22 protein-coding genes, 1 tRNA gene, 5 pseudogenes, 1 riboswitch and 1 other annotated feature are annotated in these 25,472 nt (G+C 66.3%); of the genes and pseudogenes, 11 read left to right on the top strand and 17 right to left on the bottom strand.

Going from position 1 to position 25,472, the window contains the following annotated elements:
- The first annotated feature begins 67 nt into the window (after window positions 1–67).
- Window positions 68–144 (top strand) — tRNA-Met (locus BLT81_RS07455).
- 116 nt (window positions 145–260) lie between these two features.
- On the opposite strand, the pseudogene BLT81_RS07450 reads toward BLT81_RS07455, so the two are convergent.
- Window positions 261–869 (bottom strand): annotated as a pseudogene (locus BLT81_RS07450) (IS1249 family transposase); the annotation flags it as partial.
- Between the two features lie 392 nt (window positions 870–1,261).
- Between BLT81_RS07450 and BLT81_RS13355 the strand changes: the two are divergent.
- The 3 genes and pseudogenes from BLT81_RS13355 (at window position 1,262) to BLT81_RS12650 (ending at window position 3,347) form a co-directional block, all read left to right on the top strand.
- Window positions 1,262–1,579 carry an SdpI family protein gene (locus BLT81_RS13355; protein ID WP_407918962.1) on the top strand — a complete coding sequence of 106 codons (318 nt, stop codon included), beginning with the start codon at window positions 1,262–1,264 and terminating at the stop codon, window positions 1,577–1,579.
- A gap of 162 nt (window positions 1,580–1,741) precedes the next feature.
- The gene (locus BLT81_RS07440) at window positions 1,742–2,047 is read left to right on the top strand and encodes an IS3 family transposase (RefSeq protein WP_081582953.1); all 306 of its coding nucleotides are present in this window, start codon (window positions 1,742–1,744) and stop codon (window positions 2,045–2,047) included.
- Between the two features lie 93 nt (window positions 2,048–2,140).
- A pseudogene (locus BLT81_RS12650) lies at window positions 2,141–3,347 on the top strand (IS3 family transposase).
- Between the two features lie 48 nt (window positions 3,348–3,395).
- Window positions 3,396–3,495, bottom strand: a sequence feature (AL1L pseudoknot).
- Here the strand turns inward: BLT81_RS12650 and BLT81_RS07420 are convergent.
- The 3 genes and pseudogenes from BLT81_RS07420 to BLT81_RS07410 form a co-directional block, all read right to left on the bottom strand.
- On the bottom strand, window positions 3,456–3,767 hold the full coding sequence (locus tag BLT81_RS07420; protein WP_081582954.1) for a transposase: 312 nt from the start codon (window positions 3,765–3,767) through the stop codon (window positions 3,456–3,458). It overlaps the preceding feature by 40 nt.
- Window positions 3,768–3,801: 34 nt before the next feature.
- A pseudogene (locus BLT81_RS07415) lies at window positions 3,802–4,044 on the bottom strand (IS481 family transposase); the annotation flags it as partial.
- A 226-nt stretch (window positions 4,045–4,270) separates the two neighbouring features.
- A pseudogene (locus tag BLT81_RS07410) lies at window positions 4,271–4,444 on the bottom strand (transposase); the annotation flags it as partial.
- A 300-nt stretch (window positions 4,445–4,744) separates the two neighbouring features.
- Here BLT81_RS07410 and BLT81_RS07405 point away from each other — a divergent pair.
- The gene (locus BLT81_RS07405) at window positions 4,745–5,650 is read left to right on the top strand and encodes a 3-hydroxyacyl-CoA dehydrogenase (protein WP_019194473.1); all 906 of its coding nucleotides are present in this window, start codon (window positions 4,745–4,747) and stop codon (window positions 5,648–5,650) included.
- Here the strand turns inward: BLT81_RS07405 and BLT81_RS07400 are convergent.
- The 3 genes and pseudogenes from BLT81_RS07400 to BLT81_RS07390 all read right to left on the bottom strand — a co-directional run bounded on the left by BLT81_RS07400 (window position 5,647) and on the right by BLT81_RS07390 (window position 8,867).
- Window positions 5,647–6,549: a hypothetical protein gene (locus BLT81_RS07400; protein WP_019194474.1), complete on the bottom strand. Its 903-nt coding sequence runs from the start codon at window positions 6,547–6,549 to the stop codon at window positions 5,647–5,649. The two genes, BLT81_RS07405 and BLT81_RS07400, sit on opposite strands and share 4 nt — an antisense overlap.
- Window positions 6,550–6,587: 38 nt before the next feature.
- Window positions 6,588–7,460 carry a cation diffusion facilitator family transporter gene (locus tag BLT81_RS07395; protein ID WP_051011510.1) on the bottom strand — a complete coding sequence of 291 codons (873 nt, stop codon included), beginning with the start codon at window positions 7,458–7,460 and terminating at the stop codon, window positions 6,588–6,590.
- Between the two features lie 295 nt (window positions 7,461–7,755).
- Window positions 7,756–8,867 (bottom strand): annotated as a pseudogene (locus BLT81_RS07390) (ThiF family adenylyltransferase).
- Window positions 8,868–8,909: 42 nt separating this feature from the next.
- Here BLT81_RS07390 and BLT81_RS07385 point away from each other — a divergent pair.
- The gene (locus BLT81_RS07385; RefSeq protein ID WP_040421433.1) at window positions 8,910–10,739 is read left to right on the top strand and encodes a BCCT family transporter; all 1,830 of its coding nucleotides are present in this window, start codon (window positions 8,910–8,912) and stop codon (window positions 10,737–10,739) included.
- A gap of 49 nt (window positions 10,740–10,788) precedes the next feature.
- On the opposite strand, the gene BLT81_RS07380 is transcribed toward BLT81_RS07385, so the two are convergent.
- From BLT81_RS07380 to BLT81_RS07345, 8 genes are all read right to left on the bottom strand, one after another.
- A complete protein-coding gene (locus tag BLT81_RS07380) occupies window positions 10,789–11,571 on the bottom strand; it encodes a thiazole synthase (RefSeq protein ID WP_019194478.1) in 783 nt (260 codons plus the stop codon).
- Window positions 11,572–11,573: 2 nt separating this feature from the next.
- Window positions 11,574–11,777: a sulfur carrier protein ThiS gene (gene thiS, locus BLT81_RS07375; protein WP_019194479.1), complete on the bottom strand. Its 204-nt coding sequence runs from the start codon at window positions 11,775–11,777 to the stop codon at window positions 11,574–11,576.
- A gap of 17 nt (window positions 11,778–11,794) precedes the next feature.
- Entirely contained in the window at window positions 11,795–12,883 is a 1,089-nt protein-coding gene (thiO, locus tag BLT81_RS07370; protein ID WP_019194480.1) for a glycine oxidase ThiO, read from the bottom strand.
- Between the two features lie 45 nt (window positions 12,884–12,928).
- On the bottom strand, window positions 12,929–14,086 hold the full coding sequence (locus tag BLT81_RS07365; protein WP_040421435.1) for an MFS transporter: 1,158 nt from the start codon (window positions 14,084–14,086) through the stop codon (window positions 12,929–12,931).
- Window positions 14,079–14,750 carry a thiamine phosphate synthase gene (locus BLT81_RS07360; protein WP_019194482.1) on the bottom strand — a complete coding sequence of 224 codons (672 nt, stop codon included), beginning with the start codon at window positions 14,748–14,750 and terminating at the stop codon, window positions 14,079–14,081. Before BLT81_RS07360 ends, BLT81_RS07365 begins: the two co-directional genes overlap by 8 nt.
- A complete protein-coding gene (locus tag BLT81_RS07355; protein ID WP_019194483.1) occupies window positions 14,740–15,030 on the bottom strand; it encodes a DUF7218 family protein in 291 nt (96 codons plus the stop codon). Before BLT81_RS07355 ends, BLT81_RS07360 begins: the two co-directional genes overlap by 11 nt.
- Before the next feature lie 20 nt (window positions 15,031–15,050).
- The gene (gene thiC, locus BLT81_RS07350; protein WP_019194484.1) at window positions 15,051–16,850 is read right to left on the bottom strand and encodes a phosphomethylpyrimidine synthase ThiC; all 1,800 of its coding nucleotides are present in this window, start codon (window positions 16,848–16,850) and stop codon (window positions 15,051–15,053) included.
- A riboswitch (TPP riboswitch) is annotated at window positions 16,848–16,961 on the bottom strand. (Overlaps the previous gene by 3 nt.)
- Window positions 16,962–16,964: 3 nt before the next feature.
- Complete coding sequence (locus tag BLT81_RS07345; RefSeq protein ID WP_019194485.1) at window positions 16,965–18,227, bottom strand: DUF418 domain-containing protein; 1,263 nt, start codon at window positions 18,225–18,227, stop codon at window positions 16,965–16,967.
- A 136-nt stretch (window positions 18,228–18,363) separates the two neighbouring features.
- On the opposite strand from BLT81_RS07345, the gene BLT81_RS07340 reads away from it, so the two are divergent.
- Window positions 18,364–19,515, top strand: coding sequence for a S1 family peptidase (locus BLT81_RS07340; RefSeq protein ID WP_019194486.1), 1,152 nt, complete (start codon window positions 18,364–18,366; stop codon window positions 19,513–19,515).
- Here the strand turns inward: BLT81_RS07340 and hisN are convergent.
- A complete protein-coding gene (gene hisN / locus BLT81_RS07335; RefSeq protein WP_019194487.1) occupies window positions 19,499–20,302 on the bottom strand; it encodes a histidinol-phosphatase in 804 nt (267 codons plus the stop codon). The two genes, BLT81_RS07340 and hisN, sit on opposite strands and share 17 nt — an antisense overlap.
- Window positions 20,303–20,326: 24 nt before the next feature.
- Entirely contained in the window at window positions 20,327–21,127 is an 801-nt protein-coding gene (locus BLT81_RS07330; RefSeq protein WP_019194488.1) for an inositol monophosphatase family protein, read from the bottom strand.
- A 28-nt stretch (window positions 21,128–21,155) separates the two neighbouring features.
- Between BLT81_RS07330 and prfB the strand changes: the two genes are divergently transcribed.
- From prfB to ftsX, 4 genes are all read left to right on the top strand, one after another.
- The gene (gene prfB / locus BLT81_RS07325) at window positions 21,156–22,256 is read left to right on the top strand and encodes a peptide chain release factor 2 (protein ID WP_040421539.1); all 1,101 of its coding nucleotides are present in this window, start codon (window positions 21,156–21,158) and stop codon (window positions 22,254–22,256) included.
- 122 nt (window positions 22,257–22,378) lie between these two features.
- Window positions 22,379–23,752, top strand: a complete 1,374-nt coding sequence (locus BLT81_RS07320) for an NAD-dependent succinate-semialdehyde dehydrogenase (RefSeq protein WP_019194490.1) — start codon at window positions 22,379–22,381, stop codon at window positions 23,750–23,752.
- Between the two features lie 114 nt (window positions 23,753–23,866).
- Complete coding sequence (ftsE, locus tag BLT81_RS07315; protein WP_019194491.1) at window positions 23,867–24,559, top strand: cell division ATP-binding protein FtsE; 693 nt, start codon at window positions 23,867–23,869, stop codon at window positions 24,557–24,559.
- Window positions 24,559–25,461 carry a permease-like cell division protein FtsX gene (ftsX, locus tag BLT81_RS07310; protein WP_019194492.1) on the top strand — a complete coding sequence of 301 codons (903 nt, stop codon included), beginning with the start codon at window positions 24,559–24,561 and terminating at the stop codon, window positions 25,459–25,461. Before ftsE ends, ftsX begins: the two co-directional genes overlap by 1 nt.
- Window positions 25,462–25,472 lie beyond the last annotated feature (11 nt).

Raw genomic sequence — 25,472 nt, 5'->3', positions numbered from 1 at the left:
CCGGCAACGTGCCTATAGTGAAACACGTTGCCGGGACACGGCAGCAGGTGAAATAAATATCACCCGTCGCGGGGTGGAGCAGCTCGGTAGCTCGCTGGGCTCATAACCCAGAGGTCGTAGGTTCGAATCCTGCCCCCGCTACCAAGGAGACCCCCTACCAGCAGAAATCTGTTGATAGGGGGTTTCGCTTATGCGCTAGATTCTGGGTTAAGGGGGGTTAAGCGACAAAATGTGTGTCTGGTGTCGGCGTGTCGCGGGGGTTAGATGTGGCCTTTTTGGATGCCGATTGAGTGGGTGTAGTTGGTGTCGATAGCGTTGTCGTAGAGGGCTGGTCGTCCTGTTTCGTGGTCGGCGTGGTTCTCGTTGTGGGTCAGGGTTGAAACTTTGGCGAGTTGGTCCTGACCCCAGTTGGACTGTCTGGCGATCTCGACTGGGTCGTCAGGCAGTTCTGTTTTCAGGTAAAGCCACCAGTCGAGCATCCGGCGTTGATGCTCACCGGATCTGCCGCGGTGGGTGCGGGCAAGCAGTTTCAGCTGGGCGTTGATCCCGCCTTCAAGACTGTTAGTGGTGGATTTGATGCGGCTAGCATCGAGCACACCGTCGGGTGGGGCGAGGTAGACAAACAACAAGTTGTTGCGCCACAGGTGGTTGAGGCTGTTGTAGGCCTTGCGGGTGCGCTCATGCGTCCACGACCAGGTGCGTTGTTTCGTCAATGGGTCGGTGATCCACGTTTTCTGGTTCATCCAGTCGCGGTAGACGTTGCCGTATTCGTGGAGCTTGGCACCCCACGCGGCCGCCTCATCAAGATCGGTGATCTTCGTGAGGTTAAGCGCGAGTTGGTAGATCGCTCGTCCAGCATCCGTGCGCGGTGTTCAGAAGACCGAAATGGTAGCGGTGTGGTGAGTATCTGGTAGCGTCTGAGTGGGTACCCGGTAGCGGTATCTCACTCAGGCGTTGCCGGTTGTTATGCGTTGGTGGTCAGGTGTCAAGCCCCGAGTTTTGTAGAGGGTCCTATTGTTGTTGATTAGGCCGCTTGGGTGTTCGCGGCGGTGTATTCCTGATGGGCCTGGCGGGGCGGGCGGTACCGTGTCGATCCGTGATAGCTTGAATTGGGGTGCCGTCCAACATCCGACTTGCCGAATGTTGGGCACCTCCTCAACACACTCTCTCCTTCGGCACAGTTAAAGAAAGGGGTAAGTTGGTGTTTGGTTATGTATTTCTAGTGGCGGGGGTTCTACTTCTCTCACTACTGTCCGCCGGGATGGTTAGGGCGACGAACAGGGGTACCCTAGAGCGCAATGAGGCTATCGGCATCAGGACTAGAGCTACTCTCTCTTCCGACGCGGCATGGGACGAAGGCCATAAGGCGGCCATTCCTTACTTGAATGCGGCGTCAATCACGGGTTTTGTAGGAGCGCTGTTTTCGGTGCTGGCCCTTATCTTTTTCAAGCCCGACGGTAACGCTGTTACGGGTTCAGTTTACGTCCTCCCAGTAGCCACTCTAGTGGTACAAATCATCACTTTGCTTTGGTCCGCATCCAAAGCAAATCAGAGAGCAAAGCTGTCCTTAACTAAGTAGAAGGCTCGCCATGAAGAAAAACAGTATCGCAACGGTAGGACCTGATCCCTTGTTGGTGGGCATAGGCTAGCCCCGGTTGATAGCCAAAGGAAGGGACCTGACCCCTTGTTGGTGGACATAGGCTAGCCCCGGTTGATAGCCGGAGGAAGGTAGTCTCAGTCCATGCCTCGTAAGTCCTACTCTGAGGAGTTCAAGCGCGACGCGGTCGCGATGTACGAAGACACAGACGGTGTGTCTTGTAACTCGGTTGCTCATGATCTCGGTGTTAACCGTGGCAGTCTCGCTGCCTGGGTCAAGCGCTATGGCACGGGCAAAAAAGCCCGCGCGATTGATGCCGCAGCTCGAGCCCGAAAAGCATCGGATTCAGAGCGGATCCGACAGCTCGAGAAGCACAACCGGCTTCTTCAACAACAGCGAGATATCCTTCGCACCGCGGCGCAGTATTTTGCGAAAGAGATGGGCTTGTGATCCGCTTCACGTTCATCTGGGACCGGACCTGACCCCTTGTTGGTGGACATAGGCTAGCCCCGGTTGATAGCCGGAGGAAGGTAGTCTCAGTTGATGCCTCGTAAGTCCTACTCTGAGGAGTTCAAGCGCGACGCGGTCGCGATGTACGAAGACACAGACGGTGTGTCTTGTAACTCGGTTGCTCATGATCTCGGTGTTAACCGTGGCAGTCTCGCTGCCTGGGTCAAGCGCTACGGCACGGGCAAAAAAGCCCGCGCGATTGATGCCGCAGCTCGAGCCCGAAAAGCATCGGATTCAGAGCGGATCCGACAGCTCGAGAAGCACAACCGGCTTCTTCAAGAAGAGCGAGATATCCTTCGCAAGGCGGCGCAGTATTTTGCGAAAGAGATGGGCTTGTGATCCGCTTCAAGTTCATCTGGGACCATCGCACCGAGTTTTCGCTCACACGGATGTGCGACGTGCTGAAGGTGCAGCGATCTTCCTATTACAAGTGGAAAAGCACACAGGCCGCGCGCCGTCAGAAGGTTGTTGACGATGCTGTTCTTGGTGCTCGTATCCGCACTGTGTTCACCGACGAACACGGACTCTACGGAGCCAAACGCATCGCCGCGGTGTTGAACGATCCTGATTCGGGGGCGCATGCGGTGGTTACTCACAAACGCGTTGCACGCATCATGAAGGCCATGGGCATCCAGGGGTTCACGAAGAAACGTCGCGTGCGCACCACCGTGGCAGATGCTGGCCGCAGTGTCTTTGCCGGGTTCTTGTTCGCAGGCAGTTTCATGCCCCGGCGCCGAATCGCGTGCTCGTCGGCGACATTACCTACCTGCCGGTATCCGGTGGCGGCAATATGTATCTTGCCACCGTGATCGATTGTTATTCCCGCAGGCTGGTGGGATTTTCTATTGCTTGCCACATGCGCGTCGATCTGGTTATCGATGCGTTGGACCAAGCGCGGCGCGCCCGGGGCAGTCTGAAAGGAGCGATTTTTCATTCCGATCACGGCAGTGTCTATACCTCGAAGGCATTTCGCTCACGATGCACGATGCTAGGGGTGACCCAATCGATGGGGGCGGTGGGAACCAGCGCAGACAACGCGCTGGCGGAGTCGTTCAACGCGACATTGAAACGCGAGGTGCTGCACAACCGGAAATGCTTCGACTCGATGCTGCACGCCAGACGGGACGTCTTCGCCTGGTGTGTGCGCTACAACCAGAAACGCAGACACTCATGGTGCGATTATCTCTCGCCCATCGAGTACGAAAACCGCACCTGCGGTAAACTCACCCTGACCGCATAAGTTCAATTCCCTGTGTCCACTTTCCAGGGGTCGGGCCCGTTGCCGCCAAGGCGCGAATAATCGGCTCGACCCCGAATTCCTCCCGGTTGTCGTCGATGAACCGGACGACTACGTGTGTGGGCGGTCGAGCTCTGCCGCGAAAAAAGCTGATGCTCTTTTCAAAATCTCGTTGGCGCGCTTCGCTTCAATCAGTTCAGCTCGCAGTCTGCGGTTTTCTGCTGCACAATCCACCGATTCAGCCGGGGTTGCCGCGCCGGATTGTTTATGAGCGCGGACCCATCCGCGCAGAGTTTCCTTGCTCATTCCGAGCTCGACAGCGATGCGGGATATCGCACCACGAGACGTGTCAGGGTCAGCTTGCGCGTGCAGCACCAGTTCGATGGCGCGCTGCCTCAACTCAGGCGAGTACTTCGAGGGCATGTGTAGGGCTCCTTTTCCAAATTCCTACCCTCCATTAAACCCGGGGCGAACCATCATGGTAGTTGTAGTCGTGGATAAATTCCGCGTACCTTTGCTGTCGGGCCTTTTCGCTGCTGTAGGGGCGTGCGTAGGCCCATTCCTGCATCAGGGCGCGGTTAAACCGCTCGACCTTGCCGTTGGTCTGCGGGCGGTACGGCTTGGTGTAGATATGCTTAATCGTGCCCAGGGCAGCGTTGAACGCCGTGGAACGGTAGCACGCACCGTTGTCGGTCATCATCGGTCAAGTCCTGGGTGGTGGTGTATCTGGTTTCGAATTGTGGTGATGTTCGGGGGCTTGTTGTCACGGCCTGGCTCGGGGCTGGGGGGGTGGGGGTGTGAACATGCGGCGGTTTCGTTTCCTTCTGCTGGGGCGGCATCGATCGTGCCGGCAGCAGCGATGCCTGTGGTCTGCTCGAGACTAGCCAGTGACATGCAGCGTTTCTGTTTGATCCTTCTCACTCGTGTCGCTCGGCGAGTACCGCCCCGACCAGATGCACGACGGCGTCGCGGTTGGGGAAGATCCCCACGACGTCGGTGCGGCGTCTGATCTCCCGGTTGAGCTTTTCGGTGGGGTTGTGTGACCACACCTTCGTCCACACCGCTTTCGGGGCGTTCGTAAACGCCAACAGACGCAACCTACCCCGCCCCTTCGTGTGGCCCGGCGAGCGAGCAGTTGCTCGCCGAGGCCGAGGTGCGGGGCGGCCGCCCGGATCCTTTGCCCGCGACCGGGGACCAGGCTCGCGGCATCGCTGACCTATGGGAGATGTGAGCATCCTGCCGGAAGGCGCGGTGGCGGGGCGCTCACGATACGGGGGCGACCCCAGACACGATGGTGGACGGTGTGAAGGTGAAGGAAGTCCTGATGTTGTTGCGAGATGTCGACCGACACGCCTAGCGTGGTGGTGTAAGCAAAAACACGCATTCAAGGAGATTGATCCATGACTGACATTAAGAAAGTGACCGTTCTGGGCGCCGGCGTCCTCGGCGCCCAGATTGCCTTCCAGATCGCCTACAAGGGCTTCGATGTCATCTCGTGGGACATCGACGACGACGCGGTTGAGGCCGCGAAGAAGCGCTTCGATTCCTTTGAGGACCGCTACGTGCGCGACGTCGAGGACGCGACGAAGGAGGGTGTTGCTGAGGCCCGCGAGCGCCTGGCCCAGTCCACGGACCTGGAGGAGGCCGTAAAGGAGGCCGACCTCATTATCGAGGCCGTGCCGGAGAAGACCGACATCAAGGACGACGTGTGGTCCAAGGTGGGCAAGGCCGCCAAGGACGGCGCCATCCTCGCCTCCAACTCCTCGACCATGCTGCCCTCCGACATTGCGCCGGCCAGCGGGCGCGAGGAGGACTTCCTCAACTTCCACTTCGCCAACAACATCTGGGTGCTCAACATCGCCGAGATCATGCCGCACAAGGGCACCAAGGACGGCCTGGTGGACATCATGAAGGAGTTCGCCGAGGAAATCGGCATGGTGCCGGCCGTGCTGGAAAAGGAAAAGAACGGCTACATCCTCAACTCCCTGCTCATTCCGTTCCACCGAGCTGCGCTGCACCTCTGGATGGAGGGCTACGCCACCATCGAGGACATCGACACCGACTGGAAGGTCTCCACGGGCGCTCCGATGGGCCCCTTCGAGTTCATGGACATGGTTGGCCTGCGCACGCTGTATGCCATTAACTCCAACGCCGTTGAAAAGGGTAACGCGGAGGAGTGGCAGGAGCGCCTCGTCACAACGTTGAAGGAAGAATACTTGGACAAGGGCCGCTATGGCTGGGAGTCCGGAAAGGGCTTCTACGACGAGACTGGCCCGGACAAGAACAACCCGAAGAAGGATAACTAGTTCGAGCGTGAGCTGAGCTGGGCTACGTCACGGGCCCGCGCGGCGGCATCGTTGATGCTGGCGTGCGGGCCCTTTGCCGCGTCGCGCACGGCCTGAGCCGCGGGCGCGGAGGAGCCGAACGCCCCGGCCAGCGCGTCCGTGGCGCTATCCACGGCGGCGTGGGCCGCGGCGGCCGCGTCCGTGATCGCTCGCTCGGCGGGCGACGCCGCGGGCGGGGCGTCGAAGGCCGCGGCCACGTCGGCCGTGAGCTGGGCCGCGGGGCCGTACGTGTGGGCGGCGACGGTGAAGTCCGTGCCGTAGGACACGCTGGCGTGGGCGCTGGTGCGGTCGTCGGACCATCCCCACTTTGTGCCGATCACCCCGGGGAGCTGGGCGGTGCCGTAGTCCTGGCGGTAGCCGTCGGCGGCGACGGGCGTGGCGGTGGCCAGCGCGACGAGGATCGGGTCGCCGAGGCCGTGGTCGCGCTTGCGGGCCTCGAGGAACGCGGCGGAATCATAGGTCGACGTCGTGCTCGCGCCCCACGCGGCCCCCGCGTGTGTGGTGCGCAGCCCGTACTTGCGGGCGGTGGCGGCGATGGAGTCGGGGTAGCGGGTGTAGAGCGCCGTGGCGATGCCGTCGTCGGAGGTGCGCAGCATCTGCACAGCCGCCGCGTGGTCGGCGGCCGAACCGTGGTCGAAAACGTAGTCGGCGATGTAGAGCTTCACGATGGACAGCCCGGAGCGGGCCTCGTGTTGGTTCGGGCTGCCAGCCTGAAAGCCGGAAGGGGAGTGAGTAAACGAGATGGCGGTGCGCGGCGGGGTCTGCCCGATGCGGTCGGGGAAGGGCGCAGCGTGGGCCGGGGCGGCGAGGGCCACGGTTGCGACGGTCATGGCGAGCACGGCGATGGAGGGGCGGGACATGAGGGTTCTCCTAGCGGGTAGCTGTGGTGGCAGGGGTGTTACGGCACCCACATCGGTCCGACCTGGGTATCCACGCCGAGCGGCTCGATGTGCACGACGGTTTCTGCGCCGCCGAGCTCTGTGGCGATGCCAAACTCGACGAGGTCAGCATAGTCGTGGGAGCGCTCGACGCTCCACGAGCCGGGGACTTGCATGACGACGTTGACGAGGCGCTCGCGGCCGAAAGCGACGGTGCGCACGTTGGTGAAGGCCACGTCGTGCTCGTCGGCGAAGCGGGCGAGGAAGGCGTCGATAAGCCTGAGCTCGTCGTCGGGCAGTGTCTGGGAGAGCAGGCCCTGGATGGAGCTCTTGAGCAGCTGGTAACCGGTGACCAGGATGTTGAGCCCCACGAGGAGAGCGACGATGGGGTCGAGGACCTGCCACCCAGTGAGAGCGACGACGGCGATGCCGAGGAGGACGCCCGCGGTGGTCCAGACGTCGGTCAGCAGGTGGCGGCCGTCGGCGTCGAGGGTGGCCGAACGGTACCGTTTGCCGGCCCGCACGAGGGCGAGGCCGACCGCGAGGTTGAGTACCGCAGCGACGGTGGAGAGGATGAGGCCGAGCCCAGCCTGCTCGATGGGCTGCGGGTTGATGATGCGCTCGATCGCCGTGAAGATAATCGCGATCGACGCGACGAGGATCATCGCGCCCTCGACCTGGGCCGAAAAGTACTCGGCCTTGGCGTGGCCGAAGTTGTGGTTGTCGTCGGCGGGCTTCGCCGCGACCTTCAGCGCCCAGAGGCCGACGATGGCGGCGACGACGTTGATGACGGACTCGATGGCGTCGGACAGGAAACCGACCGAGCCGGTGACGAGGGCGGCGCCGAACTTCAACGCGACGGTGGCGATCGAGGCCGCGATGGACAGCCACATGAAGCGCTCGAGGAGCTTTTGTTCCTGCTGGGGCGTGCGGACGAAGTCGGGGTCTGGCACAGGGCAACCTCCGGATCGGGGCGCCGACCGGCCGCAAACGCAAAGACCGTTCGGCGCCGCGTACGTGCGGGCCGAAGGTCTCGTTCACTCGCGCCGCGTACCGGGCGGCGACGAGCTGGCAGGCCGGGCGCGAACGCCAGTGTGTCGACCAGCCACAACCGCCCAGCTGGCTGCCGCGCGGAGGGAGCTACTCCCCTTCATCGGCGGTCATTCTAGCACGCTGAGCCGGGGCGTTCTAGATGTCGCTGCCGTGCGCGTTCGCCCCGCCCGGGAGGTTGTGGAGCGTGATGCCGCGGGCGGCGAAGTCGCCCCCGAAGCGCTCGACGAAGCGCCCGGAGCGGGCCCCCGAGGCGCAGTAGACGGTGACCTGATCGCCTTCGTCGAAGCGTTCCACGAGCTCACGGGCCCTCTCCGGGTGCTCCTCCCATTCGCTCGTGGGCAGGTTCACCCCCGGCCGCGCGACGTCGCGCAGCGCCTTCTCGTGGGGCTCGCGGACGTCGATCGAGGGTTGGAGCAAAAGCTTCTCGACGCCCTCCCCACCCGCATCGTTGACCTCGCACGCCACGGGCTCGTACTCGCTGAAGCCGTCAACGAGCGCCCGGGCGGGGTCGCGGGGCACGGTGAAGCGTTGGATGCTCCCGCCGAGCGCGTCGTAGATGTGGAGGCGGCCCACCCGCGACTCGCCCACGCCGGTGAGGTGCTTGACCGCCTCGGTGGCCATGAGCCCGCCGACGACGGAGGTAGTCACCCCGAGCACGCCGGCGGTGGCGCAGTCCGGGACGGAGTCGGCCGCGGGCTGGGTGGGGTAGAGGTCGCGCAAGCCGGCGCCGTCGGCGGGAGCCCCGGGGCCGGTCCACCACAGGGCGACGTCGCCCCGGTAGCGCAGCACAGACCCCCACACAAGGGGGTTCCAGAGAGCTCGGCGGCGTCGGCGGCGAGGAATTTTGTGGCGAAGGTGTCGGAGCCGTCGATAAGCACGTCGACGCCCTCGAGGAGGCCGAGGGCGTTGTCGGGGGTGAAGCGCTCCCGGTAAAGCCCCAGCTCAATGCCGGGTTGGAGCTGGCGCAGGCGCTCGCCGGCCACCTCGACTTTCGGGCGTCCGACGTCCTCGGCGCCGAACAGGATCTGGCGGTGAATGTTGCTTATATTCACTGTGTCGTCGTCGATGACGGAGATCCGTCCGACTCCGGTCGCCGCGAGCGTCTGCATCACCGGGCACCCTAATCCACCAGCGCCGATGACGAAGACGTGGGCGTTGTGCAGTGCGTTTTGCTGCTCAAGGCCGAAGCCAGGGAGGTTCATCTGGCGAGCGGTGCGGCGCAGCTCGCCGTGCGGCAGGTCACTCACTCGTTCCACTTTAGTACTACCCCTTCGCTAAGCTTCCATGACATGGCAACCAAAGCACCACAGAACGCAGGGAAAAGTCGGCGGCTGCAAGCCGACCCGCTCATCCTTTTCACATCCGTAGGGTTCATTGCACTTTTCGTTATTCTTACACTCTCTTTCGGCGACCGCGCGCGTGAGGCGTACGCGACCATCTCGTCGACGTTGATGGAGAACCTCTCGTGGTTCTACATCGGCGGGACCTCCGCGGTCTTGGTCTTTCTCATCGTGATCTTCGTGTCCGACTTGGGCAACTTGCGCCTCGGCGAGGACGACGAGGAACCCGAGTACAGCGTCCCCGTGTGGTTCGCCATGCTCTTCGCCGCCGGCATGGGCGCCTCCCTGCTGTTCTGGGGCGCCGCGGAACCGCTGCACCACGCCTTTAACCCGCCGCGCGGCGGTTTCGAGTCGATGAGCCGCGAGGCGATCAACCAGTCCTTCGAGTTCTCCTACTACCACTTCGGCATCCACATGTGGGTGCTCTTCGCGCTGCCGGGCCTGGCGATGGGCTACTTCAGCTACAAGCGCAAGATGCCGGCGCGCCTGTCCTCCCTGTTCTCCCCGCTGTTGGGCCGTCGGATCTACGAGTGGCCGGGCAAGTTGCTCGACTCCCTGGGCATCATCGGCACCGTCTTCGGCATCGGCGTCTCCGTCGGCCTCGGCGTGCTCCAGATCTCCGCCGGCATGAACATCATGTGGGACGTGCCGCTTATCACCCCGGTCCAGCTGGGAATCATCCTGGCGATCACCCTCGCCGCCTGCATCTCCGTCGCCTCCGGCCTGGACCGAGGCATTAAGATCCTCTCCAACGTCAACATCGCCGCCAGCGTCGCGCTCATGATCTTCGTGCTGCTCACCGGGCCGACGCTGCGCCTGATCGGCCAGGTGACCGAGTCCTTCGGCATGTACATCTCCTCGCTGCCGGAGATGATGTTCTGGGTTGACTCCTTCAACGACAATCCGGGCTGGCACGCCACCTGGACCGCGTTCTACTGGGCGTGGACGATTTGCTGGGCCCCGTTCGTGGGCATGTTCTTCGCCCGCATCTCCAGGGGCCGCACGGTGCGTTCCTTCATCGGCGGCACGCTGCTTCTGCCCACCGCCTTTGTTCTCGTGTGGTTCTCCATCTTCGGCCGCGCCGCCATCGAAGAGGAGGAGCAGAACCCGGGCGTGCTCACCCAGCCGGTCGTCGTCGAAGACGACACCCCGCAGGCGTTGTTCACGCTGCTTGAGCAGTACCCGCTCTACGGCCTCGTGGGCGCCGTCGCGCTGATCACGCTCGTGCTGTACTTCGTCACCTCGATGGACTCCGCCGCGATGGTCATGGACATGTTCGCCGCTGGCGAGGAGGAAAAGACGCCGGTGTACTACCGCGTCGGCTGGGTCGTCGCCATCGGCGTGGTCACGGCCGCGCTGCTGTTCATCAACGACTCCGGCATCGCCGCGCTGCAGGAAGTGGTGATTATCATCGCGCTGCCGTTCTTCTTCGCGTACTTCTTCATCATGTACGCCCTTGTCAAGGCCATGAACGACGATAGGGCGGTCCGCCGCCGCGTGCGCACCCGTCAGTGGGAGAAGACCGACAGCGCCGAGAAGCTCGAGGAGGGCGAGAACAAGCCCGCTCCGGGCTACGACGCTGACGGCAATGAGCTGGAGCTGCCCGAGCTCGTCTACGACGAGGACCAGGGCAGCTGGAAGCTCAACGAGTCCCTCATCATCGAGGGCGATCTTGCGGTGGCCGGCGAGGTCGACAACGATTGGGACCCAGGGTCCGAGTCCGAGGTGGAGCCGGGCTTCACCATCGTCGACGAACAGTCGCCGCGAAAGCACGACTAAAAGGACGGCACGCGAGAACCCGGGGTCTCGCGTGCCCAGCGCCTGGCCGTTACAACACCTGGTCCGCCCAGCTGGCCAAGCCCTCGAAGCTGGAGGAGGCCACCGCGTGCTCGCGTTTGGGGATGCGCCCGGCGCGACGGGCCAGCGCGCCGGCCTCCACGGCCAGGCGCATCGCCTGTGCCATCGCCACGGGGTCGTGGCAGCGGTTGACCGCGCTGGCGAGCAGCACCCCGGAGCAGCCGAGCTCCATGGCGAGCGAGGCGTCGGAGGCGGTGCCCACTCCGGCGTCGACAAGCACGGGCACCTCGGCACGGGAGCAGATGAGCTCGACGTTGTGCGGGTTGAGGATGCCAAGTCCGGTGCCGATCGGGGCGCCGAGCGGCATGACGGCGCTGGCGCCGGCGTCCTCCAGCCGCCTCGCCGCGACCGGGTCGTCGGAGGTGTAGGCGAGGACGGTGAAGCCCTCGTCGACGAGGGTTTCGCAGGCGTCGACCGTCTCGACGACGTCGGGAAGCAGCGTGTGGTCGTCGGCGATGACCTCGAGCTTGACCCAGTCCGTGCCGAGCGCCTCGCGGGCGAGGCGGGCGGTGATGAGCGCGTCGCGCGCCGTGCGGCACCCGGCGGTGTTGGGCAGGGCCTCGATGCCGAGGCGCGTGAGCAGCTCGAAGACGGATTCGCCGCCGCCTGAGGTCGCGGCGTGGCGGCGCATGGCCACGGTGGTCAGCTCGGTCCCGGAGGCGACGAGCGCCTTTTCGAGCATGTCCATGGAGCTCGCCCCGCCCGTGCCCATGATCAGGTGCGAGCCGAACTCTCGCTGCGCGATTGTGAGCACGGTTAACCTCCCTGGACGGCGGTGAGCAGGTCCACGCGCGCGCCCTCGGTAAGAGGGGTCTGCGCCCACGCCGAGCGGGGGACGACGTCCCCGTCGACGGCGACGGCGGTGCCGGCCTCGGGCACGGAGCCGAGGGCCTCGGCGACCAGCTCTTCGACAGTCTGCGCGGACGTGTCGCGGGGGGAATCGTTGAACGTGATCTTCACACAAACCTCCAAAGTTCTCACGCGTGACGCATGACGGTACACGCACTCAAGTCTAGGGAGGGAGCTCGCTTCTCGACGAGCTCCGCACCGCACCTGGCCGCCACCGAGGCGAGCAGGATCCCGTGGCGGAAGTACCCGGTGGAGACGACCACCCTGTCGTTGACGCGCCCGAGGTACGGCAGGTCGTCCGGCGTTCCGGGGCGTGCCCCGGTCGTCGCTTCGATGAAGTCGCAGTCCTCGATGGCCGGGAGGATCTCGATGGCGTCGCGAAGCAGCTGGTGCACCCCGCCCGCCTGGGGTTGGGGGCGCTCGTCCTCGCGGGACGTGGCGCCGATGGTGAGGGTGCCGTCGCCGCGCGGAATGAGGTAGACGGGGCGCGACTCGACGAAGCCGCGCACGACGTGGTTCAGCAGCGGGAACTGGTGGGCGGGGACGCGCAACTGCAGCACATCGCCGTACACGGGGCGCAGCTTAAGCGGGGTGCGCTCGCCCTCGTACCAGCCCGTGATGTCGCGCGCGCCGAGGCCTGCGCAGATGACCACCTGGTCGGCGGGCAGGTCGCGCACGTCGGCCACGGCCTCGTCGACCAAGCGGACCCCGGCCGCGGCGCACGCGGCGTAGAGCGCCTGGGTGAACTGCCGGGGCTGGACCTGCCTGTCGCCGGGCAGGCGCACGGCGCCGGCCAGGGCGGGGGAGAGGGCGGGCTCGAGCGAGCGGGCGCGGCGCATGGTGAGCGGCTCGACGCTCATGCCGTGCGCGGACTGGTAGGCGCGCAGGTTCTCGAGGTGCTCGCGATCGGCGCGGTCGCGGCCGACGACGAGGGTTCCTTCGATGCGGTAGCCCGTGTGAGCGGAGGAGTACGTGCCCGTCAGATCGATGAGCTCCGGATACCACTCAGCGGCGCGGCGCATGAGGGGAAACAGCGGCTCCTGCTTGTACACCACCTCGGCCGCGGGGGCGAGCATCCCGCCAGCGTGGTGCGAGGCGCCGGAGAGCGGAGCGGGGTCGTAGACGGTGACCCTGTGGCCGCGGTCGGCGAGAGTCAGGGCGGTGGCGAGGCCGATGATGCCCGCACCGACGACGGCGACGTCGAGCTGGCCCGTCATGAGGTGACCCGGGGGGAAGCAGAATACGACAACATCGCTGCCATTCTACGCCCGTGCTAGATACCCCGAGCGGATCTGCCACGTGCGCAGGACCGCCGCCGCGGCCGCCCCGCCGGCGAGCACGTAGAAGGGCAGGGACGGGCCGGTGTGGGGCTCGAGCACCTCGAGCAGCGGCGGTAGGCCGAAGCCGATGTAGGTGGCGGCGTAATAGGCGCCGAGGACGCGTCCGCGGTAGGCGGGAGGGGCGTAGGCGTTGACGTCGAGAAGCCCGTCGCGAAGGCACAGGCCGTAGGCCGCGCCGAGCAGGATCGTGGCAACGAAGAAGCGTGGCAGCGACGGGTCCGTGCCGCCGGTGGCCACGAGGAGGAAGCCGCTCATGGCGAGGACGATTCCCGCCACGCCCGAGAACGGGCCCCAGGAAAAGGAACGCCCGAGCGCCTGGACGAGCATGCCCGTGCCGAAGCCGAACACCGCGGCGACGCCGGGAAGGAACACGCCGGTGGAGAAGTACTCGGCGACGCGGGAGGCAAGCACGATGACGGAGGAGATGATGGCCGCGAAGACCCACATCGCCACGGGGACCGCGGTGGCGAGCGCCTTGCCCGCCGACGCGCCGGGTTCGAGGGGGGCGGGGGTGCCCTCCTGGGGGCCCGTCACGGCGTTGGGGACATCCCCCGTCGTCGCGGAGAACGCGATCGCCGCGGCCGAGGCGGCGATACTGAGGGCAAAGGGCAGCCAGATGGGGGCATCCAACGTTGCCACCGCGCCCGAGACGACGGGGCCGATGGCGAAGCCGGACGTCAGGGCGATACCGGCCACCGTGGCCCCGCTCGCGCCGCGCAGGCGCGCCGCCCACGCCGTGCCCGGGCTGACCACGAGGCCCACGCCGAGCCCGACGATCAGGCGGCCGCCGAGCAAGCCGACGGGGCCGTGGAAGAGCATGAGCGAAAGGTTGCCCGCGAGTGCAATGGTGCTACCCGTCATCACCACGGGGCGCCCGCCGAAGCGGTCGGCGGCCGCGCCGCCGAGGAGCAGACAGGGCAGCAGACCCAGCGCGTAGATGCCGTACGCGCCGTTGACCAGCAGCGCTGAGAGGTCGAGCTCCTCGCGCAGGAGCACAATCACGGAGGCGAAGTGGTTCGCCGCCCATCCTGCGGTCATCAAAAAAGCGAGGACGCTGGCATAGACTCGTCTGCTATTCATGTGTTCTATTTAACACCCGTCGCCCCCGCTCGAACTCGTCAACGACGCGGCGAACGTATGACCGCGGGTCAGGGGCGTTCATGATGCCGCGCACGATCGCGAGCCCGGCCACCCCCGTGGCGGCCAGATCGGCGGCATCCTCGGCGGTGACGTCGCCGATGGCGACGACCGGCATCGTCGCCTCGCGCACGAGGGCGGGGTAGCCTTCCAGACCGATGGGGGCGCGCCCCGAGTCCTTCGTCGGGGTGTCCCGAAACGGCCCCGCGCCGATGTAGTCGACGTAGCCGGCGAGCTCGTTGGCCGCGCGCACCAGCTCCACGGTGCCGGTGGTCAGGCCGATGATTGCCTCGGGCCCGAGCAGGTCGCGGGCGACGCGCACGTCGAGGTCGTCGTGGCCGAGGTGGACGCCGGCCACCCCGTACTCGCGCAGGGCGAGGGCGACGTCGACGCGGTCGTCGATAAGCACGCGCGCGGTGGGGCTGACCTCGCGCACGGCGGTGGCCACCTCGCGGCCGAGGTGGTAGAGCTCGCGCGCCGAGATCGGTTTGCTGCGGACCTGGATCAGGCCCGCGCCGCCGAGCGCCGCCGCGCGCGCCCGGGCCACGACGTCGGGGCCTGCGCCGGTGACAAAGTAGCAGCGCAGGTCCAGGCCGCTATTGACCATCGCGCAGCGCCTTGATCAGCTCGTCTTTCGTCATGGAGGAGCGCCCCTCGATCTCGAGCTCCTGGGCGCGTTCGTAGAGCTCCTCGCGCGTCCAGTCCTCGTAGGAACCGGACTCGCCGCCCTTTTCCCCCACCGCCGAGCGCGAGGTGGCGGCGGCCTTGTTGGCAATCGCCGCCGATTTCGACTTCGAGTTTCCCTCGTCGCGCAGCTTCTCGTAGAGTTCGCCGTCCTTGACGCTCGGCCCGCCGGCGGTGTTTTCCGGGTGTGTGTCCTTAGCCATGACGGCAAGTGTACGAGCGCCTACGCGTTTTTGCCTTCGGCGAGGTAGACCTGCGAGCCGTGGTCGCGGAACTGCGCGGCCATCTCCTCCTCGCCATCCTTCCGGTCCATCCGCGGGCTCAGGGTGGGCATGCCCAGGTCGGCGATGAGGGTGGCCTGCTCGTCGGCGAGCGCCTCGTCGATCTTGTCGCCGAACTCGTCGCGGATGTCCTGGCTGATGCGCATGGAGCAGAATTTCGGGCCGCACATGGAGCAGAAGTGCGCCGTCTTCGCCGGCTCGGCGGGCATCGTCTCGTCGTGGTAGGCCTGCGCGGTGTCCGGGTCGAGGGACAGGGCGAACTGGTCGTGCCAGCGGAACTCGAAGCGGGCCTTGCTCATCGCGTCGTCCCACGCGTGCGCGTTGGGGTGGCCCTTGGCCACGTCCGCGGCGTGCGCGGCGAGCTTGTACGTGATCACGCCCGTCTTCACGTCGTCCTTGTTGGGCAGGCCGAGGTGCTCCTTCGGGGTGACGTAGCACAGCATCGCGGTGCCGCCGGCGGCGATGTTGGCGGCGCCGATGGCGGAGGTGATGTGGTCGTAGCCGGGGGCGATGTCGGTCACCAGCGGGCCGAGCGTGTAGAAGGGGGCGCCGCCGCACCACTCTTCTTCCTTCTCGTTGTTGATCTGGATCTTGTTCAGCGGCACGTGGCCCGGCCCCTCGATCATAACCTGGACGTCGTAGTCCCAGGCTCGCTTGCACAGCTCGCCGATGGTCTTCAGCTCCGCGAACTGGGCGGTGTCGTTGGCGTCGGCGATGGAGCCGGGGCGCAGGCCGTCGCCAAGCGAGAAGGCGACGTCGTAAGCGGCGAAGATCTCGCAGAGCTCGTCGAAGTTCTCGTAGAGGAAGGACTCCTTGTGGTGGGCGAGGCACCAGCCGGCCATGATGGAGCCGCCGCGCGAGACGATGCCGGTGACGCGCTTGGTGGTCAGCGGCACAAAGGGCAGGCGCACGCCGGCGTGGACCGTCATGTAGTCGACGCCCTGCTCGGCCTGCTCAATGACGGTGTCGCGGAAGATCTCCCACGTCAGCTCTTCGGCGACGCCGCCCACCTTCTCGAGGGCCTGGTAGATCGGCACGGTGCCGATGGGCACAGGCGAGTTGCGCACAATCCATTCGCGGGTGGTGTGGATGTCGTTGCCGGTGGACAGGTCCATGACGGTGTCGGCACCCCAGCGGGTTGCCCAGCGCAGCTTGTCCACTTCCTCGCGGATCGAGCTGGTCACCGCGGAGTTGCCGATGTTGGCGTTGATTTTGGTCAGAAACTGGTTGCCGATGATCATCGGCTCGCTCTCGGGGTGGTTGACGTTGTTCGGGATGATGGCCCGGCCGGTCGCCACCGCCTCGCGCACCTTTTCCACGTCGCAGTGCTCGCGCAGGGCGACGAACTCCATCTCGCGGGTGATCTCGCCGCGGCGGGCGTAGTGCATCTGGGTGACGCGTTTGCCCTCCGTCGCGCGCAACGGGGCGCGCGTGGCGCCGCGCCACTCTTCGCTGGCTGCGCCGCGCTTGGCGGCCCGCGTGCCGTCGTCAAGCAAATTGCGTGCGCGGCCCTCGTACTCCTCGACGTCACCGCGTCCGGTAATCCATTCGGTGCGCAGTCCCGGCAGGCCGTCCTCGGGCTCGGCCCACGGCCCGCGCGTGCGGTAGATGCTGAACGGGGCGTTCGGGCCGGTCGGGGAGTCGTCGAGGTCAATCGCCGTCTCGGGGACCTCGAGCCCGTCCTTCACCAGGGGGGCGTAGCGGTGCTTCGGGTGGATTTCGGACGCATAGATGTCTGCCATGACACTCCTTCAACTTCCTTCGCTGGTGCTAACCAGACAGGTTCAGACGGTGCCCGCGCGAGCAGTAGCGCGGTCTCAGCCCCTCGCTGTGGGGCGCCCGTGTTCGGTCTCCTGTCAGGGTAGCTGCTCTGGGCCGCTTTGGGGAGATTGATAGGGCTCGATGCGTTCGGCGCGGCCGTAGGCGAGCCTGCGGTGCACCTTTTCGAAGGGGCCCGGCAGGTTCGCCGCCTCCAGCGCGCATGCGAGAAGCAGCGTGATCAGCCACACGAGGGCTCCGACCGCCGTCTTGCCGGTGACGGAGGACTCGACGCCCAGCCCCAGGCTAAACGGCATGGCCAGGGCGATGAACAGCACGGACTGCGCGATGTAGCCGGACATGGAGCGCTTGCCCAGCGCGACGAACGGGTAGGTCCACGCCGGCGCGGAGGCCTCCCCGGTCTCCTCGAAGCGGCGGTACATCCCTTGCTGCACCGAATTCAGCGCCAGCGCAATCGCGGCAAGGATGCCGGGCCCGGTGAGTAGGCCGAACCCGCTATTGATGTAGTACAGTGCCGCCTCGTAGCTCGGGTCGATCACGCCGATGGCCGAGAGGCCGAGGGGCAGGCCCACCACGAGGATCACGGCCGCAGCGACAAGGGTCCAGGTCACGAGGGTACGACGATGCTTGTCGACGTCCACAAGGTAGCCCTCCCGGGCCCACACGAAGCCGAGGATGACTAGCCCGCCGAGCATGAACGAGCTGAACGGAGTGCCGGCGGCAATGAACAGGCTGAACATGGCGTTGTCGCGCACGTACTCCGCGAGGGAGCCGAGGTGGGCGGTCTGCATGATGCCTCCTAGTGCGGCGCCGCCGGAGTCAAGCCGGCCGATCGCGCTCGTCGACGCGATCGAGAGGGCAAGCAAGGCGTACGCGACGATGCGCAGCGCTTGCGTCGACAGCGTGAGCATCAGCGCGACGATCACCCCGATGACGCCGTAGGCGGTCATGATGTCGCCCCAGAACAGCGCGAACATGTGGATGAGGCCGAAGGCGGCGAGCCACAGGTAGCGCCGCACGAGGACCGTGCGCGCGGCGTTCGGCGGGTAATTCTTCCGGTACAGGCTGGCGGCGATGAGGCCGATGCCGAAGCCGAGCAGTGTGGAGAACATCGGCAGGCCGCGGACGTGGACGAACAGCGCGGCGAGCACGGCGAACACCTTGTCCGTCACGCTATCGGGGCGCACGCCGCCGAGGGTGCTGCCGAGCGCGTCGGGCTGGGCGTAGTCGTTGATGATCCACGTCTGGCTCACGTTGGCGACGGCGATGCCGAGGAGCGCGCAACCTCGCGCAACGTCGGGGACGATGAGACGGGGCGGTTTCTTCTGGGACGCTCGCACACAAGAAAACCTAACAGGATTTCCGCACGGGGGGAGCCGGGGGAGGAGCGAGGGGACAAAGTGGCTCGGGTTTGGCAAAGTGAAGAATGTTCATACGTGAGAAATCGCGGGAAGTCACTCGAGGAAAGCGGAATTCATGGGCCACCGTTTCCGCGGGCGCAGCCGCACGCTGGCGCTCGCCGCTGCAGTCACTATTGGCACGACCGGCGTGGCGGGGGTTCCCGCCGCGCACGCGCAGGAGAGACAGGTGCCGCAACTGCCGCACGTGGCGGAGGCGGCGCAGCTCGTCGACGCAATCGCGGGCGCTATCGAGGTGCCCGAGCCGCCCAAGCTGCCTAACGCGCCCGTGCTGCCCGTGCTGCCCTCCGTCCAGCTGTCTGAGCTTCCCGACGTTCACGCGCCTGCACCGCCCCAGCTGCCAGAGCTGCCCGTGCCCGCGCCTGCCCCTGCCCCCTTCGCCGGCGCCGCTCAACCCCCTGTGGAAACCCCAGCGGGGCCCCCTGTGGAGGCCCCCGTAGAGACAGCCGCCCGCGCCGTCGACCCCAACTACGTCTGGCGCACGGGCCTTCCGGCGCGGGTGCTGGCGGGCAAGCCTTTCGCGGAGAAGGTCCTGCACCGCGTCCCCGGGTCCTTCCACGACGCGCCTGCGATTCCGGCGGAGTCGGACGCTGCACGCGAGCGGGGCGTCTCGCTCTACGGGCCGGGCACGCCGGTCTACGTCGGTGACAGCATGTGCACGGTGGCCGTGGCTGGTTACGACGAGTCTGGGCGCAAGGTCGCCATCACGGCCGGCCACTGCGGCGCGCCTGGCACGCCTGTCGCCTCGGCGGACTCCCCGCAGGTTGGGGACTCCGGAACGGTGGTGGCCACCAACCCGGAGCTGGACTACTCCGTCATCGAGCTCGGCTCGAACAGCGAGGTGAGCCGCACGTACAACGGCGTGACCATCAACACCGTCGGCGGGGCACCGCAGCGCCCGGGCACCGTCGTGTGCAAGAAGGGCGTTGCCTCCGGCCACACCTGCGGCATGACCTTTCACGAGTGGGACCGGAACAACATCAGCCAGGTGTGCGCGATGTACGGCGACTCCGGCGCCCCGCTTGTGGCGGGCGACCGCCTAGTCGGCCTTGTCACCGGCGGGTTTTTCCCGCCGGAGGTGAACCTGGCGTGCCACACCCCGCTGCAGGGCGCGCTGCACGCGCCGACGGTGAGCACCCGCATGGATGCCGTCATGAGCGACATCGAGGGCCGCGACGCGCCGGGCCGGGGGTTTACGCTCCCGGAGTAGAAAGCGCCTCGAGCGTCGCCGCGTGGAGGTGGCCGTTGGTGGCCACGGCGTCGCCGCCGTGGGGCCCGTCGACCCCGGCGAGGGAGGTAAAGCGCCCGCCCGCCTCCGTCACCAGCAGGGACAGGGGGGCGAGGTCCCACAGGGAGACCTCCGGCTCGGCGGCGATGTCTACGGAGCCCTCGGCGACGAAGCAGTAGGAGAGGAAATCCCCGTAGCCGCGCAAGCGCCACGTTGTCTCGGTCAGGCCAAGGAACGAGTCCCGCAAGCCGCGGGCCGTCCAGCCTTCGAGGGAGGACATGGACAGGGACGCGTCGGACAGCTCCGTGACGCCCGAGACGGACAGCTGCGTGAGAGCCCCGCCGTTGAAGGTGCGCCACGCCCCGGCGCCGGCGGAGGCGTACCAGCGGCGGGCCAACGCGGGCGCGGAGACGACCCCGACGACCGGGGTGGCGTCGACAAGCAAGGCGATCAGGGTGGCGTAGACGGGGACGCCGCGCACAAAGTTCTTCGTGCCGTCGATGGGGTCGATGACCCATTGGCGGCCCTCGAGCGCGGCCGCGCCGCCGAACTCCTCGCCGAGGACGGCGTCGGCAGGGCGCGACTCCTCGAGCCGGGCCCGCAACGCTTCCTCAACGGCGAGGTCGGCGTCCGAGACCGGCGTCATGTCCGGCTTCGACTCGACGTGTAGGTCCGCGGACTCGAAGCGGTCCAGGGTGATGGCGTCGGCGGTGTCGGCCAGCTCGAGCGCGAGGGCCAGATCGTCTGCGTAACTCGGGGTGTTCGACATGCCCTCCGAGCCTACCCGCCGCGCCTAGCCTTCGAGCCGAGCCGCAATGTCGGCGACGATCTGCCGGTTGCCGGCGACGCACCAGGTCACCCCGCCCGCCTCGACCGTGATCGCGGCGCCGCCCACGGCCTCGACCAGGGCCTTGCCGGGCAGCCAGTCCCAGTCCGCCACGCTGTGCTGCAGCCACGCGCCGAGCTGGCCGGAGGCGATGTTGGCCAGGTCGACGGAGCCGGCTCCGAGCATGCGCACCGTCGCCGCGTCGCGGGCGGCGCGCAGCCACGCCTCGCGCACGGCGTCGTCACGCATCGAGCTCGGGTGCAGGTATGTGGCCAGGCCCTTGTCGGACAGGGGGGCGTCGACAAGCGGGGCGAGGGGAGCGCCGTTTCGGGTGGCGGTGCCCTCGGCGGCGACCCAGGTCGTCTCGGTGGCGGGGCGGTGGACCGCCCCGACGAGGATGTCCTCGCCGTGCGTCACAGCGACGGCGGAGCAGAAGTAGTCGGAGCCCTGGAGGAAGTTGAAGGTGCCGTCGACGGGGTCGATCACCCACACGCGGCCGCTCGCGGAGGGGGTAGCTGCGCCTTCTTCGCCGAGGATGCCGTCGTCCGGGCGCAGGGCCTCCAGCGCCTCGGCGACGAAGGCTTCGGCCGCCCGGTCGGCGTCGCTGACCACGTCGGAGATGGAGGTTTTGTAGTCGGTCTCCAGGCCCTCGGCGCGCATGCGCAGGGCGAGTGAGCCCGCGTGCGTGACAAGAGCGGCGGCGAGCTCGGCGTCGGTGGCGCAGGAGTGGGCGGTGATGAATTCTTGGGTGGTTGCCATGATCCCCATTATGGGCGCTGGGCTACAGTGGGGCCTTATGCATCCTGAGACTTCTTCGCGCATACAGGACCTAGATTCGACGCTGACGACGATTGAAAAGGTCATGGATCTCGACGCCCTCGAGGCGCGGGCGCGCGAGCTGGAGCAGCAGGCGGGCGACCCTTCGCTGTGGGACGACCCGGATCACGCCCAGAAGGTGACGACGGAGCTGTCCAACGTGCAGGCCCGACTGCGCAAGGTCACCTCCCTGCGCTCCCGGCTCGACGACCTGCCCGTGATGTACGAGCTCGCCGAAGAAGAGGGCGAGGCATCGCTTGCCGACGACGAACTGGCCGCCCTGGAAGAAGCAGTGTCCTCCCTCGAGGTGCAGACCATGCTTTCTGGCGACTACGACGAGCGGGAGGCCGTGGTCAACATCCGCTCCGGCGCTGGCGGCGTCGACGCGGCCGACTGGGCGGAGATGCTCATGCGCATGTACGTGCGCTGGGCGGAGAAGAACGACCACAAGGTGGACGTCTACGACATCTCCTACGCGGAGGAGGCCGGGATCAAGTCGGCGACCTTCGTCGTCCACGGCGACTACATGTACGGGCAGCTGTCGGTGGAGCAGGGGGCCCACCGCCTCGTGCGCATCTCGCCCTTCGACAACCAGGGCCGCCGCCAAACGTCCTTCGCCGAGGTGGAGGTGCTGCCGGTGGTGGAGCAGACGGACCACATTGACATTGCCGACTCGGACATCCGCGTCGACGTGTATCGCTCCTCCGGCCCCGGCGGGCAGTCGGTGAACACCACAGACTCGGCGGTGCGCATCACGCACCTGCCCACCGGCATCGTAGTCACGTGCCAGAACGAGAAGTCGCAGATCCAGAACAAGGCCTCGGCGCTGAACGTGCTGCAGTCGAAGCTTCTCGAGCGCAAGCGGCAGGAGGAAAAGGCCGAGCTCGACGCCCTGGGCGCGGGCGGCAACGCCTCGTGGGGTAACCAGATGCGCTCCTACGTTTTGCACCCGTACCAAATGGTCAAGGACCTGCGGACGAACTACGAGGTGGGGGACCCGCAGAAGGTGCTCGACGGCGACATCGACGGCTTTTTGGAGTCCGGCATCCGCTGGCGTATGGCGGAGCAGAACGAGGATTAACGTCCGCGTCCGGTCTTAATCGGAAACGATAAACGCATGAAAATGAGCGACGGGTCACATTTGCCTTTGGTGTGAGATACAGTCCACAAACACGGCGTTATTTCCCTACCGAAAGGACCATGATGGCCCACAAGTATCGCGTCCAAAACCCCGTGAACAACGAGGTCCTGGAGACGTTCGAGACCGCAACCGACGAGCAGATCCAGGACATCTTGAGCCGCTCCGAGAAGGCGTTCGAAACGTGGCGCCAGACCTCCTACGAGGAGCGCGCGCAGATCGTCAGCAAGGCGGGGCAGCTGCTCAAGGAGCGCGCGAACGAGCTGGCGGAGATCGCGGCCAAGGAGATGGGCAAGCCCGTTCCGGAGGGTGCGTGGGAGATGGAGTTCTCCGGCGACATCCTGCAGTACTACGCGGACCACGCCGCCGAGCACTCCGCCGACAAGAAGATCGACGTCCCCGGCGGCTCGGCCGTCGTCCGCCGCCTGCCGCTGGGCACGCTGCTGGGCATCATGCCGTGGAACTTCCCCGTCTACCAGATCGCGCGCTTCGCGGGCCCGAACCTCATGAACGGCAACTGCATCATCCTCAAGCACGCAGACATCACCCCGAAGTCCGCCGCTGCCTTTGAGCAGCTGCTCAAGGACGCCGGCCTGCCGGACGGCGTGTACATCAACGTCTACGCCACGCACGACCAAATCGAGACGATCATCGCGCACCCGAGCGTCCAGGGCGTCTCGCTCACCGGTTCCGAGCGCGCCGGCGCGAAGATCGCGGAGATCGCGGGTCGGAACCTGAAGAAGGTCGTCCTCGAGCTGGGCGGGACCGACCCCTACGTCATCCTCGACGCCGCAGACGTCAAAGCCGCGGCCCAGGAGGCGTGGGACAAGCGCATCTCCAACGCCGGCCAGGCCTGCACCTCCAACAAGCGCATCATCGTGCTCGAGGACATCTACGACCAGTTCGTCGACGAGATGGTGGCCATCGCCGAGGGCTACTCCAAGGGCGACCCGAGCGCCCCGGGCGCGGGCGAGTACTTCCCGATGTCTTCGCGCCACGCGGCGGAGGGCCTCCACGAGCAGGTGCAGCGCGCCGTCGCAGCGGGTGCGAACCTGCGCACCGGCGGCGAGATCGACGAGACCACGGCGTACTTCTCCCCGGCGGTCCTCACCGACGTTCCGGTGGGCAGCGAGTCCTACTACGAGGAGTTCTTCGGCCCGGTCGCCGAGATCTACAAGGTCGCGTCCGAGGAGGAGGCCGTCGCGCTGGCGAACGACTCCCAGTACGGCCTCGGCGGCGCGGTCTTCTCCGACGACACCGACCGCGCGGTCAAGGTGGCGAACCAGATCGAGACCGGCATGATCCACGTCAACGTCGGCCAGGCCTTCTCCCCGGCCCTGCCCTTCGGTGGCGTGAAGCGCTCCGGCTTCGGCCGCGAGCTGTCGGTGTTCGCGCTCGACGAGTTCGTGAATAAGCAGTACCTCTACGTCGCCGACTAGAGCCACGCGCCCCGCGCCCTCCCCGCGGCCCTCCCCGCATCCTCCGCAGCGCCGGAGGGGCGGGGCGTTTTTCAATTAACTACTGGCCCACCCGTAACAGGTAGGGTGAAACGGGTGATTAGGTTTTCGGACGTTACCAAGATCTACCCGACCTCAACGCGGCCGGCGCTGGACAACGTCTCCTTCGAGATCGGGGACGGCGAGTTCGTCTTCCTCATCGGCCCGTCCGGCTCGGGAAAGTCCACCTTCCTGCAGCTGATGATCCGCGAGGAGAACCTCACCAGCGGCGACATCTACTTCAACGACTTCCACGTCAACGAGCTCAAGGGCCGCGAGATCAACAGGCTGCGACAGTCCATCGGCTACGTGTTCCAGGACTTCCGCCTGTTGCCCAAGCTCAGCGTGTACGACAACGTGGCCTTCGCGCTGGAGGTGACGGGCAAATCGAAGGCCAAGATCGCCAAACTCGTGCCCGAGGCGCTGGAGCTGGTCGGCCTTGACGCCAAGGCTTCGCGCATGCCCAGCGAGCTCTCCGGCGGCGAGCAGCAGCGTGTGGCGATCGCCCGCGCTTTCGTCGATAGGCCTCCGCTCGTGCTTGCCGACGAGCCCACGGGCAACCTGGACCCCGCCACCGCAGACGAGATCATGGCACTTCTGGCCCGCATTAACCGCCTGGGCTCGACGGTGGTGATGTCCACCCACAACGCGCGCGCCGTCGATGACATGCGCAAGCGCGTCATGGAACTGAACCTGGGCAAGCTGGTGCGCGACGACGCGCACGGCGTGTACGGAACGGAGGGCCGCTGATGAACTGGGGATTTATTGTCCGCGAGGGCGTGCGCGGCCTAGGCCGCAACATCACGATGACGATCGCCCTGGTGATCACGACCGCGCTGTCGCTCACCCTCGTGGGTGCCGGCATCATGATCTCCCAGGCCACCGCCGACACGAAGGACCTGTACCTCGACCGCGTCGAGGTGATGGTTGAGCTCGATGAGTCGATCTCTGTCAACGACGCGGACTGCTCGAGCCCGGAGTGCCAGGAGGTTCGTGACCAGCTGCAAGCCGACGACCGCGTCGAGCAGGTGACCTTCCGCTCGCGCGAGCAGTCCTACGAGCGCTTCGTCGAGCTGTTCCAGGAGACCGAACCCGAGCTTGTGCGCGAGACCAGCCCGGAGGCGCTGCCTGCGGCGCTGCACGTTCGCCTCGTCGACCCCTCGAACCCGGCCCCCATCGACGCGGTCCGCGACCTGCCTCAGGTGACCACCGTCACCGACCAGGCTGACACGGTGCGGGAGGCGGCGAACACGATGGATACGTTCCGCAACGTCGCCTTCCTCGTCGCCGCGGCGCAGGCTCTCGCCGCCATCTTGCTCATCGCCAACATGGTCCAGCTCGCGGCGTTCAACCGCCGCGAGCAGATCAGCATCATGCGCATGGTCGGCGCGTCGCGCTGGTTCACGCAGGCGCCCTTCGTCCTCGAGGCTGTCCTGTCGGTCCTCATCGGCGGTGTGCTCGGCACGGTCCTGGCGTGGGCGGGCAAGCGCTTCGTGGTCGACCCGATGCTCGCCGACCTCTACGCGGCGCAGCTAATCGCCCCGACCCCCGACTCTGCGGTGTGGATCACCATGCCGCTGGTGACGCTGGCGGCGTTGGTCATCGGTGGGGCAGCCGCGCAGGTGGCGCTGCGCAGTTACGTGCGCAAGTAAGCAGGTAGACT

The sequence above is a fragment of the Corynebacterium timonense genome (assembly GCF_900105305.1).
Taxonomy (GTDB): domain Bacteria; phylum Actinomycetota; class Actinomycetes; order Mycobacteriales; family Mycobacteriaceae; genus Corynebacterium; species Corynebacterium timonense.
The sequence above is the reverse complement of the archived record's forward strand: the minus strand, read 5'-3'. Positions and strand labels throughout refer to the sequence as shown.

Coding starts and splice junctions, on each gene's coding strand:
- BLT81_RS07340 (WP_019194486.1), top strand. CDS start 18,364: ATGGGCCACCGTTTCCGCGGGCGCAGCCGCACGCTGGCGCTCGCCGCT.
- BLT81_RS07360 (WP_019194482.1), bottom strand. CDS start 14,750: ATGGTCAATAGCGGCCTGGACCTGCGCTGCTACTTTGTCACCGGCGCA.
- BLT81_RS07405 (WP_019194473.1), top strand. CDS start 4,745: ATGACTGACATTAAGAAAGTGACCGTTCTGGGCGCCGGCGTCCTCGGC.
- BLT81_RS07440 (WP_081582953.1), top strand. CDS start 1,742: ATGCCTCGTAAGTCCTACTCTGAGGAGTTCAAGCGCGACGCGGTCGCG.
- thiO (WP_019194480.1), bottom strand. CDS start 12,883: ATGACGGGCCAGCTCGACGTCGCCGTCGTCGGTGCGGGCATCATCGGC.
- BLT81_RS13355 (WP_407918962.1), top strand. CDS start 1,262: ATGGTTAGGGCGACGAACAGGGGTACCCTAGAGCGCAATGAGGCTATC.
- BLT81_RS07395 (WP_051011510.1), bottom strand. CDS start 7,460: ATGTGGCTGTCCATCGCGGCCTCGATCGCCACCGTCGCGTTGAAGTTC.
- BLT81_RS07330 (WP_019194488.1), bottom strand. CDS start 21,127: ATGGGGATCATGGCAACCACCCAAGAATTCATCACCGCCCACTCCTGC.
- BLT81_RS07420 (WP_081582954.1), bottom strand. CDS start 3,767: ATGCCCTCGAAGTACTCGCCTGAGTTGAGGCAGCGCGCCATCGAACTG.
- BLT81_RS07320 (WP_019194490.1), top strand. CDS start 22,379: ATGGCCCACAAGTATCGCGTCCAAAACCCCGTGAACAACGAGGTCCTG.
- ftsX (WP_019194492.1), top strand. CDS start 24,559: ATGAACTGGGGATTTATTGTCCGCGAGGGCGTGCGCGGCCTAGGCCGC.
- prfB (WP_040421539.1), top strand. CDS start 21,156: ATGCATCCTGAGACTTCTTCGCGCATACAGGACCTAGATTCGACGCTG.
- BLT81_RS07385 (WP_040421433.1), top strand. CDS start 8,910: ATGGCAACCAAAGCACCACAGAACGCAGGGAAAAGTCGGCGGCTGCAA.
- thiC (WP_019194484.1), bottom strand. CDS start 16,850: ATGGCAGACATCTATGCGTCCGAAATCCACCCGAAGCACCGCTACGCC.
- BLT81_RS07400 (WP_019194474.1), bottom strand. CDS start 6,549: ATGTCCCGCCCCTCCATCGCCGTGCTCGCCATGACCGTCGCAACCGTG.
- BLT81_RS07355 (WP_019194483.1), bottom strand. CDS start 15,030: ATGGCTAAGGACACACACCCGGAAAACACCGCCGGCGGGCCGAGCGTC.
- hisN (WP_019194487.1), bottom strand. CDS start 20,302: ATGTCGAACACCCCGAGTTACGCAGACGATCTGGCCCTCGCGCTCGAG.
- BLT81_RS07365 (WP_040421435.1), bottom strand. CDS start 14,086: ATGAATAGCAGACGAGTCTATGCCAGCGTCCTCGCTTTTTTGATGACC.